Below are 14,875 nucleotides of genomic sequence, written 5' to 3'. Positions count from 1 at the left end.
ACCTTGCCTGATTTCAGCGCGCGCACGGCGCGGTCGAGCAGCTCGGTGTAGAGGCCGAAGCCGATTTCCTGGATCTGGCCGGACTGCTCCTCGCCCAGCAGCTCGCCCGCGCCGCGGATCTCCAGGTCGTGCGTGGCGAGGGTGAAGCCGGCGCCCAGTTCCTCCAGCGAGGCGAGCGCTTCCAGGCGCTTCTCGGCGTCGGCGGTCATCGCCTTGCGGTCGGGCACCACCAGGTAGGCATAGGCGCGGTGGTGCGAGCGGCCCACGCGTCCGCGCAACTGGTGCAGCTGGGCCAGGCCGAAGCGGTCGGCACGGTCGATGATGATCGTGTTGGCCGTCGGAATGTCGATGCCGGTCTCGATGATGGTGGTGCACACCAGCACGTTGAAGCGCTGGCGATGGAAGTCGGCCATCACGCGCTCGAGCTCGCGCTCGGCCATCTGGCCGTGGGCGATGCCGATGCGCGCCTCGGGGATCAGTTCCTCCAGCTCGCGCGCGGTGCGCTCGATGGTCTGCACTTCGTTGTGCAGGAAATACACCTGGCCGCCGCGCGACAGCTCGCGCTGGAAGGCCTCGCGGATGGTGGCCGGATCCCAGGCGCTGATGAAGGTGCGCACGGCCATGCGGTGCGCGGGCGGGGTGGTGATGAGCGAAAGATCGCGCAGGCCGGCCATCGCCATGTTGAGCGTGCGCGGGATCGGCGTGGCGGTCATGGTGAGCAGGTCGACCTCGGCGCGCAGCTTTTTCAGCTGCTCCTTCTGGCGCACGCCGAAGCGCTGTTCCTCGTCGACCACGACCAGGCCCAGGTTCCTGAATTTGATGTCCGACTGCAGCAGCTTGTGGGTGCCGACGATCACGTCGATCTGGCCATCGGCCAGGCGCTTGAGCGCCTCGTTGACTTCCCTGGTGGACTTGAAGCGCGAGAGCACGTCGACCTTCACCGGCCAGTCGGCGAAGCGGTCGGCGAAGTTGCGGTAGTGCTGCTGGGCGAGCAGGGTGGTGGGCACCAGCACGGCCACCTGCTTGCCGGCGGTGGCGGCGGCGAAGGCCGCGCGCAGCGCGACCTCGGTCTTGCCGAAGCCGACGTCGCCGCAGATCACGCGGTCCATGGCGCGCGGCGCGGCCAGGTCGGCGAGCACGGCATCGATGGCCTGCTCCTGGTCGGGTGTTTCCTCGAACGGGAAGGTGGCGCCGAACGCCTCGACCATGCCGCGGTCGATGGCGATCGACTCGCCGCCTCGCGCCTCGCGTTGGGCATAGATGGCAAGGAGTTCCGCGGCCACGTCGCGCACCTTCTCGGCCGCCTTCCTGCGCGCGCGTTCCCAGGCGTCGCCGCCGAGCGAGTGCAGCGGCGCGAGCTCCGGCGCGGTGCCGGAGTAGCGGCTGACCAGCCCCAGTTGCGCCACCGGCACGTAGAGCTTGTCGCCCTTGGCGTACTCGATGACCAGGAACTCGCCTTCCATGCCGCCGAGCTCCATCGACACCAGGCCCTGGTAGCGGCCCACGCCGTGGTCGACGTGCACGATCGGCGCGCCGGCAGAGAGTTCGGTGAGATCGCGGATGATCGCGTCGGGATCGCGCGCCGCGCCGCGGCGGCGCCTGCGTTCGGTGCGCACGCGCTCGCCGTAGAGTTCGCGCTCGGTGAGCACGGTGATCGTCGGCTGCTTGAGGGCGAAACCCTGTTCCAGCGGCGCGATAGTGATGGCGAAGCGTGGCGCAATTCCCTCTCCCCCGGCTGCGCCGGGGGAGAGGGGGAGGCCTTTGCCTTTGGCTTGTCCGGGTACAGCAGAAGGAGAAGCAGGGGCCCCCCTCTCCCCAGCCATCTCCCCCGGTTGCGCCAGGGGAAATGGAGCCGCAGTCTGCGCTACGGAGAGAGCGGACGAGGCGCCGAGGAATGCTGGCCAACCATCGACGTTCTGTGGCCTCAGTCCCGCGGCGGCAAGCGTTTCCATGAGCGCTTCGCGCCGCCCCGCCGAATCGGCGGCGACCAGCACGCGGCCGGGGTAGCTTTCGAGGAAATGCCGAAGTGAGGTGCCCGGCTCCTCGCCCTTGCGGTTGAGCGGCAGCTCGGGTGCGGGCAGGGTGCCCGAATCGACGGCGTGCTCGTGGCCCGATTCGACCACCTCGACGCGCAGCCGCTTGTTCAGCTGTTCGCGCAGCTGCTCGGGCGAAAGATACAGTTCGGCCGGCGGCAGCACCGGGCGCTCGATGTCGTGCGCGCGCTGTTCGTAGCGCTCGGCGGTGTTCGTCCAGAAATGCCCGGACGCCTCGCCGGCGCCCTCGCCCAGCACGAACAGTGCGCCTTCGCCCAGGTAGTCGAACAGCGTGGCGGTTCCGGTACGCGATTCCTTCGCAGGATCTCGCACGTCCGCCTGCGGATTCTTGAAGAACAGCGGCAGGTAGTACTCGAGGCCACCCGGCGTGACGCCTTCCTTCATGTCCTGGTAGAGCGGGCAGCGGCGCACGTCGATGGGAAAGCGCTCGCGCAAGGCGGTGCGAAAGTCCTTCGCCGCCTCCTCGGTGAGCGGGAACTCGCGCGCGGGCAGCAGCTCGACTTTCTCCACGGGCTGCTGCGAGCGCTGGGTTTCCGGATCGAAGCTGCGGATCGAGTCGATCTCGTCGTCGAACAGTTCGACGCGATAGGGCTCGGCCGTGCCCATCGGGAAGATGTCGATCAGCGCGCCGCGCACGGCGTAGTCGCCCGGCTCGGCCACCTGCGGCACGTGGCGGTAGCCGGCCGCTTCCAGCCGGCGTTGCTCGACGGCGAGGTCGAGCTTCTGGCCCTTGGCGAGCATCAGGCCCGAGCCGGTGATGTGCGAGCGCGGGGCGATGCGCTGCATCAGCGTGGCAATGGGCACCACCAGCACGCCGCGCTGTACCGACGGCAGCCGATAAAGCGTGGCGATGCGCTGGGAGACGATCTCCGGGTGCGGGCTGAAGATGTCGTAGGGCAGCGTTTCCCAGTCGGGGAAATGCAGTACCGGCAGGTCGCCCGCAAAGATGCGCAGCTCGTCCTCCAGCGCCGAGGCGCGCTGGGTGTCGCGGGTGACCGCCACCAGCAGGCCGGCGTGGTCGCGCGCCGCCTGCGTTATCAGCAGGGCGCGCGAGGAGCCGTGTGGCGGCGTCCAGTAGCGGCGTTGCCTGGGGCTGGTGGGCAGGGGCGGATGGGGAATCTGGGGCATGGGGAGCGCTTGTCGCGCGGCGCGTGGCCACGGCGGGGAAAGCGGGGGAGTTTAGCGCGGCGGCATTCGGGCGGGCCTGGAATTGCCCCAGGCACGTACCATCCGCCGGTCGGGTGCCATCTTCCGCGAGTGGAAGACCCATGGCCACGGATGCCATGACCGGGCCCTCTGCGCCTAGGGGACGGTGGCGGCGGGCGGATCGAAACTACGCGGAAACTTCGTCGCTTCGGACGGAAAGGCTCAAAGCTTCAGCGTGATCTGCGCCGTGCCGGGTTCGTCGGGGATCATGCGCGAGGTGAAGCCCAGCTCGCCGCACAGCCGCAGCATCGGGCGGTTCTCCACCAGCACGTAGCCCCACAGCTCGGCCAGGCCGCGTTCGCGGCAGGCGTCGACCAGGCGGTGCATGAGCAGTGCGCCCAGGCCCAGGCGCGTCCAGTCGCGTTCGACCAGCACGGAGAATTCGGCGCTGTCGCTCGACTGGTCGATGAAGAGGCGGCCGACGCCGCGCACCTCGGCCGGGGTCACCGTGTCGTCGACCAGCACGTAGGCCACTTCGGTCGCCGGGTCCAGGCGGCACAGCCGCTGGGCCATCGGTTCGGGCAGTTCCGTGAGCATGTGCATGAAGCGGCGGCGGATGTCCTGCGCGGGCAGGCGCTTGAAGCAGCGGCGCAGGGCCTGGGCATCGCCGGGCTCGATCGGGCGCAGCCGCAACGTGCGGCCGTCGCGGGTGGCCACCGGCTCGCTGTCGGACGGCGCGGCCTGGTCGCGGGCGAAGCGGCGGTTGCTCGGCGGCGGGAGCGCCGCATTGCGGATGGGCGTGGCGAAATCGACGACAGGCTGGATGGTCATGTCCATACTCTAGCGTATTGTTTGCGCTGCAGCATGAACGGGCGGCGCAAAAGGGGTGCCGTATATGCGCCACAGGGTGCGCACCCGGCGTGAACAGGCAAGCGGGTGCTGGGGTATGGCTTGCGGCAGTGCGGCAGTGTCGGCGGTGCAGGTACGCGCCCGCATGCAGCCGATCGGCAAGGGATGCAACGACTTGCCACAGCGGCGGCTGCCTCCGCCGCGTCCTTGGCGGCACGTCACCTGCTGCGTGGCGGTCGCGCCTTGGCTGCAGGGAACTGAGGGCGGGCCGGTGGCGGCCCGCCCACTTGTTTCAGAGCGCCTCGGAGGCGAAGTCGGCCAGGCGCGAGCGCTCGCCGCGACGCAACGTGATGTGCGCCGAATGCTCCCAATCCTTGAAGCGGTCGACCGCGTAGGTGAGGCCGGAGGTGGTCTCGGTGAGGTAGGGCGTGTCGATCTGCTCCACGTTGCCCAGGCAGACGATCTTGGTGCCGGGGCCGGCGCGGGTGATCAGCGTCTTCATCTGCTTGGGCGTGAGGTTCTGCGCCTCGTCGATGATCAGGTAGCGCGACAGGAAGGTGCGCCCGCGCATGAAGTTGAGCGAGCGGATCTTGATGCGCGAGGCGAGCAGGTCGTTGGTGGCCTGGCGACCCCACGAGCCGCCTTCCTCCGGATTGGCGAGCACCTCGAGGTTGTCGGTGAGCGCGCCCATCCACGGCGTCATCTTTTCCTCCTCGGTGCCGGGCAGGAAGCCGATGTCCTCGCCGACAGAAACCGTCGCGCGGGTCATGATGATCTCGCGGTAGCGCTGCTGGTCCATCACCTGCGCGAGGCCCGCGGCCAGTGCCAGCAGCGTCTTGCCGGTGCCGGCGGTGCCGAGCAGGGTGACGAAGTCGACGTCCGGGTCCATCAGCACGTTGAGCGCGAAGTTCTGCTCGCGGTTGCGTGCGGCGATGCCCCACACGCTGTGGTTGGGATGGCTGTGGTCGTCCAGCAGAACCAGCGTCGTTTCGGTGTCGTCGACGTGCAGCACGCGCAGCTCGACGCTGTTGTCGCCGGGCAGGAACAGGCACTGGTTGGGATGCCAGTCTTCGTCGGTGCGACGGCCGAGCTTGTAGAAGGTGCGGCCGCGCTCGGTCCAGGACTGCACTTCCGGGTGGCGGTCCCAGAAATCCTCCGGCAGCTGGGTCGATCCGGTGTAGAGCAGCGCGAAGTCGTCCAGCGCGCGATCGTTCTCGTAGTCCTCCGCGTCGATGCCGTAGATCTTGGCCTTGATGCGCAGATTGATGTCCTTGGTGACCAGGATCACCGAGCGACCGGGGTTCTGGTCGCGCAGCTCGATCACCGCGGCGAGGATCAGGTTGTCCGCCTTGCTGTGCCCGTTGGTGGTGGTGCGCTGCTGGAAGTACAGGCGGCCCACCGCGCCGCCGCGCTTGAGGTTGACGCCCTTGGGGTTGGACAGCTCCAGCCCGTTGCTGATGCCGTGGCCGTTGCCGCGCTCGATCAATTCGTTGAGGAAGCGGCTGACCTGGCGGCCGTTGCGCGAGACTTCCGAGCCGCCCTTTTTCTTTTCGTCCAGTTCCTCCAGCACGGTCATCGGGATGAAGACGTCGTGTTCCTCGAAGCGGAACAGCGAGGTGGGGTCGTGCAACAGCACATTGGTGTCGAGCGCGTAGATACGCTTGCTTCCGGTCATGCGGAAGATGCCTCGCTTTGGTCGGACAAAAGAAAAGCGGCCCCGACCATAAAGGTCGCGGGCCGCCGGAGCGCACGGCCGAGCGCCATGCGAAGAGGGTGCCTGGATGCGACGGAGGACTTCACTTGGCGGGGATGGCGTCCAGGACGGCCTGGGCATGGCCCGGGACTTTCACGCCGCGCCATTCCTGCGCGAGGTGACCTTTGGGGTCGATCAGGAAGGTGCTGCGCACGATTCCCAGGTGTTTCTTGCCGTAGAGCACCTTCTCGTGGATCACGTCGAAGGCCTTGCACCAGGTTTCGTCCGTGTCGGCGATCAGCGGGAAGGGCAGGGCCTGCTTGTCGGCGAAGCTGGCGTGGGAACCCACCGAATCGCGCGAGATGCCGACGATCTCCGCGTGGCGCCGCTTGAAGTCATCGTAGAGGTCGCGGAAATCCTGCGCCTCGGTGGTGCAGCCGGGTGTGGCGTCCTTCGGGTAGAAGTACACCACCACCCAGCGGCCCTTGAGGTCGGACAGTTGCAGTTCGGTGTCGTCGCCGGTGGTGCCGGTCAGGTGGGGAAGCGGTTTGCCGAGTTCGGGCATGGGGTCTCCGCGAGGTCGATCAGGAATCGATTGGCGAAGCGCGCCGCGAGACGCATTCTTCGGCCCTCGGGGGAAAGACTAGCGCGCTGCGCGCGGCATGCAACAGGCCTTGCCCGACATCCCGCAACAAGCGATGCTCAGAACTTGACCGGATCCATGATCGCGTCGAGGTTGAGCCCGTCACAAAGCTCGAGGAAGTCGTCGCGCAGGGTGGCCAGGTGGATCTGCGCGGGAATGCCGATGGTGATCTGCGCCTGGAACATCTGCGCGCCGGTCTGCATGGCCTGGTAGCGCATCGAGCTGAGCTGCTCCACGCGGATGTCGTGGCGGCTGAAGAACTCCACCACCTTGACCAGGATGCCGGGGCGGTCGGCCGCCACCACTTCGACCAGGTAGGGCAACAGCGTGCCGCTTTGTTCGCGCGGGCCGGTGCGGTAGTGCGACAGGCGCAGTTCCTCGTCGCGGCCGAGCTTGACGAGCGCGGTCTCCAGCTTGGCGATCGCATCCCAGGCACCCGCGGCGAGCATGACCAGCGAGGTGTCGTTGCCGATGGTGGAGACGCGCGCGTCGGCGAGGCTGCAGCCGGCGTCGGCGATGCGCTTGGTGAGCGTGAGCAGCGGCGCGCGCGACGCCGGGGTGAGCGTGTGGATCAGCAGCTGGTTGTCGGTGCCGGCGCGCGCGGAAGATAGGTTCAAGGGAAAGCTGCCTTCGGGAGTCCCGCGGCGCGGGAACCGGACGAGCTTACCCGGGAAGCTCCGGGCAAGTCACGCAAGCGACCCCGGGCGCGCGGAGGATTCCGGCCGCCCGATCGATGGACGCCCAGCGCCGCCCCGCCGGCGCGTCCCTTCCCCTGCGCACAGGGCGCCAGTAACATCCCTGGCTTGCCATCAGGCCGGAATCGCGTCTTGGACATTCGTGGAAGCATCTGCGCGCTGGCGACGCCGTTCGCGGTCGACAGCTCGCTCGACCTGCCGGCGTTCGGCCGGCTGATCGACCACCAGCTCGCGGGCGGTACGCAGGCGGTGGTGGTGGCCGGCTCCACCGGCGAGGCGCACATGCTCGAGCATGACGAATTCGAGCGCTTGCTCGCCTTTGCGGTCGAGCACGTGGCCGGCCGTGTGCCGGTGATCGCCGGCACCGGCGAGGCAGGCACCGCGCGCACCGTGGCACAGACCCGCCGCGCGGCCGCGCTGGGCGCCGATGCCGCGCTGGTGGTCGCTCCCTACTATGTGCGTCCCACCCAGGAAGGCCTGCGCCGCCATTTCGCGGAAGTCGCCGAGCACGGCGGATTGCCGGTGCTGCTGTACAACGTGCCCACCCGCACCGCCTGCGACCTGCTGCCGGAGACGGTGCAGGCGCTGCGCGACCATCCGGCGATCCTCGGCATCAAGGAGGCCGTCGCCACCGATGAGCGCATCCACGCTCTTGCGGAACTTGCGCGCGCGGATTTCGTCTACCTGTCGGGCGACGACGGTACGGCAGGCAAGGCCATGCTGGCCGGCGCGGCCGGTACCGTCTCGGTGGTGGCCAACCTGGTGCCGCAGGCATTCCGTGCGTTGTGCGACGCGGCCACTTCGGGCGACCGGGCGGCCACAGCACACGCGCACGGGCGGCTCGATCCGCTGGTGCAGGCGCTCAATTGCGCGCCCAACCCGATCGCGGTGAAGGCCATGCTGCCGGCGCTGGGGCTGGGTTCGGCGCAGTTGCGCCTGCCGCTGGTCGAACTTCCCGACGGTCCCGAGCGCGCGCGGCTGCGCGAAGCACTGGCCGCTCTGGCATCCTTGGCGGCCGTCGCCTGATCTCCTGGCTGCCGCTTGATCCCATTTCGGAAATCACTCCATGAAGAAATCCTCGCTCGTCGTCGCCCTGCCGGCCCTGGTCCTGAGCGGCCTGCTGCTTTCCGGCTGCGGCATGTTCCGCTCGCACAAGTCCTGGGAAACCGCGCGCCAGGAATCCCCGCTGGAGATCCCGCCGGGGCTGGATACCCCCACGGCCAGTGACGCGCTGGTGATCCCGCCGCGGGGCGCCAACTACCCGACCGCTGCGGGTGCCACCGCGGACGACGGTGGTGCGGGCGGCCTGATCGCCGACGGCTTCGTATTGTCCGACAGCGTCGACGGCGCCTACCGGCGCGTGGGCCAGGTGCTGGACGGCGGCGAGGTGGGCCAGGTCACCGCCCGTGACGATGCCGCGCACACCTATACGCTGAGCGTGGCCGCCGCCGCGGCGAAGAAGCGCGGCTTCTTCGGCCGCCTGTTCCACCGCGAGGACAACGCGGACAGCACCGGCACGGCCGCACGCCAGGTACAGGTGACCGTCAGCGGCAGCGGGAGCGCCAGCGAGATCCGCGCGCAGGGCCAGGCGGCGGCGGTCGCCAAGGTGATCGATACGCTGAAGGCCAAGCTCGGCGGTTGATCGCCGGTTCGTCCAACGACATCAGGACGCCGCCTTCGGGCGGCGTTTTGCATTTGAGGGCTCAAGGCAAGGCCCTTCGGCCTCGGCGCTGTGTGCCTACGCTCAGAGCGAACGGAGTAGGGTGGTCGGGCCCTCAACGGATCCGTTCGCGTTGAACGTAGCCCGAAGGGCGAAGTCGAAACGCCTGCCGCCGGAAACAAGAACGCCGCCCGAAGGCGGCGTCTGCATGAACTGGCGGTTGGCTCAGCGCTCCAGCAGCTTGAGCTTGTCCGGCTTGCCTTCCCATTCCTTGGCGTCGGGCAGGCCGTCCTTGCGCTCGGTGATCACCGGCCAGGCCTTGGACAGCTCGGCATTGATGGCGACGAACGCCTCCTGTCCGGCCGGCACGTCGTCCTCGGGGTAGATCGCGTTGATCGGGCACTCCGGCTCGCACAGCGTGCAGTCGATGCACTCGTCCGGATCGATCACCAGGAAATTCGGGCCTTCGTGGAAGGCATCAACCGGGCAGACCTCGACGCAATCGGTGTACTTGCACTTGATGCAGTTGTCGGTAACGACAAAGGTCATAGGCGGCTTCGAGTCGGCTGTAGAGAACGCGCTGTCTGCTCGAAATACCGAGCCGGAGCGCTGCTCCTTGTGAAAAGTACGGCCATGGATGGCCGCTTCTAGTCTAGCCGATAGCCAAGAGCTTAGGGTTTACCGAGGCCCTTCCAGACAGCGGCAATCATGGACGATTGCAAAAATAATGGCGCTCCCTACGAGGTTCGAAATCGTGTTCCCGCCTTGAGAGGGCGGTGTCCTAGGCCACTAGACGAAGGGAGCGCAGAGCTGCGAGGCGCGCTAGTATATCGGAATTGTTTCGCCCGGCAATGCCTGCGCGAGGTGTCTCGCGCTGCCGTCCGGAACAGCCGGCGGCCGTCATGCCGCACGGACGGACCGCAGCGCACAGCGCCGCGTTTGTTGCACCGGCGCCGCGCGCCGCCAAGGATCCAAACCGCTTGAACCCAGAAGCAAGGACTTCCGTCACGCCCGTGCCCGCGGTGATTCCGCGCGAGCAGCACGTGATCTCCCGCAAGAACATCAGCAAGGCCGCGCTGCGCGTGCTCTACCGCCTGCACGACGCCGGCTACGACGCCTTCCTGGTCGGCGGCGCCGTGCGCGACCTGCTGCTCGGCGGCCACCCGAAGGACTTCGACGTGGCCACCAACGCCACGCCCGACGAGGTCAAGAAGCTGTTCCGCAATTGCCGCCTGATCGGCCGGCGCTTCCGCCTCGCGCACGTCGTGTTCGGGCCGGAGATCATCGAGGTGGCGACCTTCCGCGGCACCGGAGAAGTGGAAGGCGGCGAGGGCGACCGCCACATCGTCGACGGGCTGATCGTGCGCGACAACGTATGGGGCACGATCGAGGAAGACGCAGTGCGCCGCGACTTCCGCGTCAACGCGCTGTACTACGACATCAGCGACTTCTCGGTACGCGACTATGTCGGCGGCATGCAGGACCTGGACGGCCGCGTGCTGCACCTGATCGGCGATCCGGCCACGCGCTACCGTGAGGATCCGGTGCGCATGCTGCGCGCCGCGCGGCTGGCGGCCAAGCTGGGCTTCACCATCGACCCGAAGGCGTCCGCTCCGTTCGAGGAACTCGGCCCGCTGCTGACCGATGCCGCGCCCGCGCGTCTGTTCGACGAGTCGCTGAAGATGTTCCTGGCCGGCAACGGCCTGAAGAGTTTCCGCATGCTCGAGCAGTGCGGCCTGCTCAAGTTCCTTTTCCCTGCCACGGCGCGTGCGCTCAGGCGCGGTGACGAGGCGTTGCGCTCGTTGATCGAACGGGGCCTGGCCAATACCGATGCACGCATTGCCGAAGGCAAGTCGGTGACGCCGGCGTTCCTCTTCGCCGTGCTGTTGTGGGGCGAGGTGCGCGACCTGGCCTATGCATGGATGGCCAAGGGCGTGGACGGCAACGAGGCATGGGCCCGTGCCGCCGCGCACGTGGTCGGCGAACAGTGCCAGCGCGTGGCGATCCCGCGGCGCTTCACCATCACCATGGAAGAGATCTGGTCGCTGCAGCCGCGCTTCGAGCAGATCCAGCGCAAGAGGGTGTTCCGCCTGATGACGCATCCGCGCTTCCGCGCAGCATTCGATTTCCTGCTGTTGCGCGCGGCCGAGTCGCCGGCGATCCGCGAGCTCGGCCAGTGGTGGGCGCACGCCCAGCAGTTGCCGCAGGAAGTGCTGGCGGCCGCGTTGCCTGCGAGCACGGCAGCAGTGGCCGATTCTGCCGCCGGTGCACCGCGCAAGCGCCGGCGGCGCAAGCCCCCGGGCAAGTCCGGTTCGGCCTGAAGCCGCATGACACGGGCTTTCGTCGCGCTGGGCGGCAACCTGGGCGACACGCATGCATACCTGCGCCAGGCGTTCGACGCGCTGGCCGCGCTGTCGCAGACCCGGCTGCTGGCGCACTCGCGCATCTACCGCACGCCACCGTGGGGCCTGCAGGCACAGCCACCGTTCCTCAATGCCGTGGCCGAGCTGGACACCGGCCTGGCGCCGCATGAACTGCTGGACGCACTGCTCGATATCGAGCGCAGCGCCGGCCGCGTGCGCGATGGCGAACGCTGGGGGCCGCGCACGCTGGACCTGGACCTGCTGCACATGGACGGTGTGGTCCTGCACGACGAACGCCTGACCCTGCCACACCCTCGCATTGCCGGGCGCGCCTTCGTACTGCTGCCGCTGGCCGAACTGGCAGCGGACCTTGAATTGCCCGGCCAGGGCAGGGTGGGGGCGCTGCTGGCCGCCGCCGATGCCGCCGGTTGCATCGTCGAGCCGGCGGGTGGGCGCTGATCGCGGCCTGGTTTCCATGCCGACCCAAGCCAGCGGCGCCTGAAGCCTGCCCGACCGCCCTCCGCGCCCCGCGCTTGGCCTGCGCGACCGCGCGCCGGATAATCGCCAGTTCGCCCCGCACCCTAGGAATCGCCGTGTACGTGGACAACGCCAGCGTTCCCGCCCGCAAGCCGATGACCGTGCCAGGCCTGCGCACGATGAAGGCACAGGGCCGCAAGATCGTGATGCTGACCGCCTACGATGCCAGCTTCGCCGCACAGGTCGAGGCCGCGGGCGTGGACGTGGCGCTGGTGGGCGATTCGCTCGGCATGGTGGTGCAGGGGCATCGCAGCACGCTCCCGGTGACGCTGGAGGACATGGCCTACCACACGCGTGCGGTCGCGCGCGGATTGCACGCCACGCTGTTGATTTCCGACCTGCCGTTCATGGCCGACCGCGACCTGCCGCATACGTTGGAGGCGGCCGCGCGCCTGGTTGGCGAGGCGGGCGCGGCGGCGGTGAAGATCGAGGGCGCGGCGCCGCACATCCTGGATGCGATCGCTGCGCTCGTTGCGCGCGCCGTGCCGGTGTGCGCGCACCTGGGCCTCACGCCGCAGTCGGTACACAAGTTCGGCGGCTTCCGCATCCAGGGTCGCGAGCAGGAGGCGGCCGACCGCGTGCTGGCACAAGCGCTGGCCGTGCAGTCCGCGGGCGCCGACCTGCTGGTGCTCGAGGGCGTGCCGAGCGCGCTGGGCGAGCGGATCACCAGCGCCGTGGACATCCCGGTGATCGGCATCGGCGCCGGCCCGCACTGCGACGGCCAGGTGCTGGTGATCTACGACATGCTCGGCATCACGCCCGGCAAGCGGCCGAAGTTCAGCAAGGACTTCCTGGCCGGCCGCGGTTCGGTGGCGCAGGCCATCGCCGCTTTCGCCGAGGACGTGCGCAGCGGCGCCTTCCCGGCGCCGGAACACTGCTTCGACTGAGATCCCGCCATGCAGACAGTCCACGACGCCGCCGGCTTGCGCGCGACCATCCGCGGATGGCGCGGCCAGGGCCAGACGGTGGGTTTCGTGCCCACCATGGGCAACCTGCACGAAGGCCATCACTCGCTGATCAAGCTGGCGCGCGCGCGCGCCGAGCGCGTGGTGGCGAGCGTGTTCGTCAACCCGACCCAGTTCGGCCCGGGCGAGGATTTCGAGCGCTATCCGCGCACGCTGGCGCAGGACCAGGCCGGGCTCGCGGAGATGGACTGCGACCTCTTGTTCGCGCCGGACGTGGCGACGATCTACCCCTTCGGCGCAGCGCAGAGCGTGAGCGTGCACGTGCCCGGCGTCACCGACGCGCTGGAAGGCGCGCACCGGCCCGGCCACTTCGACGGCGTGGCCACCGTGGTGTGCAAGCTGTTCAACCTGGTGCAGCCGGACGTGGCGGTGTTCGGGCAGAAGGACTTCCAGCAGCTGAAGGTGATCGAGCGGATGGTGCGCGACCTGGCGCTGCCGGTGAAGGTGCTGCAGGCGCCGACGCTGCGCGCCACAGACGGCCTGGCGTTGAGCTCGCGCAACCAGTACCTGTCCGAGGCCGAGCGCGCGACCGCGCCGCAGATCCACCAGACTCTGCTGAAGATGCGCGAGCTGCTGCTGGAGAAAGGGCACGCGCGCCGGGTGATCGAGCAGGCGGCCGCCTCGACGCTGGAACGCGCCGGCTTCCAGCCCGACTACACCGTGATCCGCCGCGCCGAGGACCTGGCCGAGCCCGCCGACGACGAGCGCACGGGCCTGGTGGCGCTGGTCGCCGCGCGCCTGGGCCGCACGCGGCTGATCGACAACCTGCCGTTCGATTGAATGCGTAGGTGGGCTCCAGCCCACCGTAACCCGATGGTGGGCTGGAGCCCACCCTACGGAAATCGCACCTTACTCCTGCCGTTCCCACACCTGGCTGCGGCCGAGCAGGGCGAAGCCGATGTAGCCGTGCACGTCGAGCTTGTTGCCGTTGTCCAGCATGCTCAGCTTGACCTTGTAGGTCTTGCCGTTGTGCGGATCGAGGATCTTGCCGCCGTCCCACACGTCGCCGTCGCGGGTGACGCCCCACATGATGGTCATGCCTTCCACCGGCTGGTCCTTGCGCTCGCCTTCGCACTTGCGACAGACCGGATGCGGGCCCTCGTCGGACTGCAGCACCTGGAGCACCTTACCCTGCAGCTGCCCGTCCTGCTCGGTGATCTGCACGATGGACTTGGGCTTGCCGGTGGTGTCGTCGATGGTCTTCCAGGTGCCCACCGGGGTGTCGTCGGCGGCATGTGCGGCGCCGCCGAACAGCAGGCCGGCAATTAGCGCCAGGCAGAACAATGGCTTCATGATGTCCTCCCGTACGAAAGCGTACGGCGGCAGCCTGACGAGCGGTCGCGGGGCCGTCAAGCTGCGCTGCGCAACCCCTCGCCACTGATCTGCATCAGGCGGCTGCGGTGACGCGGCTGGCATAATGGGTGATCTGCAAAACGACGTATCCAGCCCATGACCGAAGTGAACGAAGCGCGCGTGCGCCAGCTGCTTGGCGCGCTGATCGACCCCCATACCGGCGCGCCCATGGCCGACGCCCTGCGCGCGGTCGGTGTCGATGGGGCGCGGGTATCGGTCGACATCCAGCTCGGCTATCCGGCCGCTTCGGTGATCGATGATCTGGCCGCGCGCGTGCGCCAGGCACTGGAGGCCGATCCGGCGATCCGGGCGGCCAGCGTGTCGATGTCCAGCCGCATCCAGCCGCACAAGGTGCAGGGCGTGCTGGGGCCGCTGCCCAACGTCAAGAACATCATCGTGGTGGCGTCCGGCAAGGGCGGCGTGGGCAAGTCCACGGTGTCGGCCAACCTGGCGCTGGCGCTCCAGGCGGAGGGCGCGCGCGTCGGCGTGCTGGATGCGGACATCTACGGCCCCAGCCAGCCGCGCATGCTGGGCATCGAAGGCAGGCCGCAGTCGCCCGACGGCAAGAGCATCATTCCGATGCAGGCGCACGGATTGCAGGCGATGTCGATCGGTTTCCTGGTCGACCCGGAGACGCCGATGATCTGGCGCGGCCCGATGGTCACCCAGGCGATGATGCAGCTGCTGACCGACAGCCGCTGGGACGCGCTCGATTACCTCGTCATCGACCTGCCGCCAGGCACGGGCGACATCCAGCTCACGCTCTCGCAGAAGGTGCCCGTGGCCGGCGCGGTGATCGTCACCACGCCGCAGGACATCGCGCTGCTCGATGCGATCAAGGCGCTGAAGATGTTCGAGAAGGTCGAGGTGCCGGTGCTGGGCCTGGTCGAGAACATGTCCACGCACGTGTGCTCCAA

Annotated in this window: 14 protein-coding genes and 1 tRNA gene; 7 read left to right on the top strand and 8 right to left on the bottom strand. The window is 68.6% G+C overall.

From position 1 onward, the window contains the following. The 5 genes from mfd to HOQ08_RS07040 form a co-directional block, all read right to left on the bottom strand. On the bottom strand, positions 1 to 3,182 hold a 3,182-nt coding region (gene mfd / locus HOQ08_RS07060), incomplete at its 3' end, for a transcription-repair coupling factor (RefSeq protein ID WP_291192716.1). Between the two features lie 240 nt (positions 3,183 to 3,422). Continuing rightward, positions 3,423 to 4,025 (bottom strand): GNAT family N-acetyltransferase, encoded by a 603-nt coding sequence (locus HOQ08_RS07055; RefSeq protein WP_291192720.1) that lies wholly within the window; start codon positions 4,023 to 4,025, stop codon positions 3,423 to 3,425. A 316-nt stretch (positions 4,026 to 4,341) separates the two neighbouring features. After that, positions 4,342 to 5,724, bottom strand: coding sequence for a PhoH family protein (locus HOQ08_RS07050; protein WP_291192715.1), 1,383 nt, complete (start codon positions 5,722 to 5,724; stop codon positions 4,342 to 4,344). A gap of 121 nt (positions 5,725 to 5,845) precedes the next feature. Continuing rightward, positions 5,846 to 6,307 (bottom strand): peroxiredoxin, encoded by a 462-nt coding sequence (locus tag HOQ08_RS07045; RefSeq protein WP_291192713.1) that lies wholly within the window; start codon positions 6,305 to 6,307, stop codon positions 5,846 to 5,848. Between the two features lie 137 nt (positions 6,308 to 6,444). Continuing rightward, positions 6,445 to 7,002, bottom strand: coding sequence for an ACT domain-containing protein (locus tag HOQ08_RS07040; protein ID WP_291192711.1), 558 nt, complete (start codon positions 7,000 to 7,002; stop codon positions 6,445 to 6,447). 210 nt (positions 7,003 to 7,212) lie between these two features. On the opposite strand from HOQ08_RS07040, the gene dapA reads away from it, so the two are divergent. Both dapA and HOQ08_RS07030 read left to right on the top strand, forming a co-directional pair. Beyond that, complete coding sequence (gene dapA, locus HOQ08_RS07035; RefSeq protein ID WP_291192708.1) at positions 7,213 to 8,106, top strand: 4-hydroxy-tetrahydrodipicolinate synthase; 894 nt, start codon at positions 7,213 to 7,215, stop codon at positions 8,104 to 8,106. A 40-nt stretch (positions 8,107 to 8,146) separates the two neighbouring features. Further along, complete coding sequence (locus HOQ08_RS07030) at positions 8,147 to 8,722, top strand: hypothetical protein (RefSeq protein ID WP_291192706.1); 576 nt, start codon at positions 8,147 to 8,149, stop codon at positions 8,720 to 8,722. A 243-nt stretch (positions 8,723 to 8,965) separates the two neighbouring features. Here the strand turns inward: HOQ08_RS07030 and fdxA are convergent, their stop codons facing one another. Both fdxA and HOQ08_RS07020 read right to left on the bottom strand, forming a co-directional pair. Beyond that, a complete protein-coding gene (gene fdxA, locus HOQ08_RS07025) occupies positions 8,966 to 9,289 on the bottom strand; it encodes a ferredoxin FdxA (protein WP_291192704.1) in 324 nt (107 codons plus the stop codon). Between the two features lie 179 nt (positions 9,290 to 9,468). Next, positions 9,469 to 9,544, bottom strand: a tRNA-Glu gene (locus HOQ08_RS07020). A 176-nt stretch (positions 9,545 to 9,720) separates the two neighbouring features. On the opposite strand from HOQ08_RS07020, the gene pcnB reads away from it, so the two are divergent. The 4 genes from pcnB (at position 9,721) to panC (ending at position 13,385) form a co-directional block, all read left to right on the top strand. Beyond that, complete coding sequence (pcnB, locus tag HOQ08_RS07015; RefSeq protein WP_291192702.1) at positions 9,721 to 11,061, top strand: polynucleotide adenylyltransferase PcnB; 1,341 nt, start codon at positions 9,721 to 9,723, stop codon at positions 11,059 to 11,061. A 6-nt stretch (positions 11,062 to 11,067) separates the two neighbouring features. Continuing rightward, on the top strand, positions 11,068 to 11,562 hold the full coding sequence (gene folK / locus HOQ08_RS07010) for a 2-amino-4-hydroxy-6-hydroxymethyldihydropteridine diphosphokinase (protein WP_291192700.1): 495 nt from the start codon (positions 11,068 to 11,070) through the stop codon (positions 11,560 to 11,562). A 173-nt stretch (positions 11,563 to 11,735) separates the two neighbouring features. After that, positions 11,736 to 12,527: a 3-methyl-2-oxobutanoate hydroxymethyltransferase gene (gene panB / locus HOQ08_RS07005; RefSeq protein ID WP_291192718.1), complete on the top strand. Its 792-nt coding sequence runs from the start codon at positions 11,736 to 11,738 to the stop codon at positions 12,525 to 12,527. A gap of 9 nt (positions 12,528 to 12,536) precedes the next feature. After that, a complete protein-coding gene (gene panC, locus HOQ08_RS07000; protein WP_291192698.1) occupies positions 12,537 to 13,385 on the top strand; it encodes a pantoate--beta-alanine ligase in 849 nt (282 codons plus the stop codon). A 69-nt stretch (positions 13,386 to 13,454) separates the two neighbouring features. On the opposite strand, the gene HOQ08_RS06995 is transcribed toward panC, so the two are convergent. Continuing rightward, on the bottom strand, positions 13,455 to 13,898 hold the full coding sequence (locus HOQ08_RS06995; protein WP_291192696.1) for a DUF2147 domain-containing protein: 444 nt from the start codon (positions 13,896 to 13,898) through the stop codon (positions 13,455 to 13,457). A 156-nt stretch (positions 13,899 to 14,054) separates the two neighbouring features. Between HOQ08_RS06995 and HOQ08_RS06990 the strand changes: the two genes are divergently transcribed. Then, positions 14,055 to 14,875, top strand: an 821-nt coding sequence (locus HOQ08_RS06990) for an Mrp/NBP35 family ATP-binding protein (RefSeq protein ID WP_291192694.1), incomplete at its 3' end; no start/stop codon positions are given.

Origin of the sequence: Frateuria sp., assembly GCF_013362045.1 — a bacterium.
Classification (GTDB): Bacteria; Pseudomonadota; Gammaproteobacteria; order Xanthomonadales; family Rhodanobacteraceae; genus Frateuria_A.
This window is presented reverse-complemented; position numbering and strand designations above follow the sequence as displayed.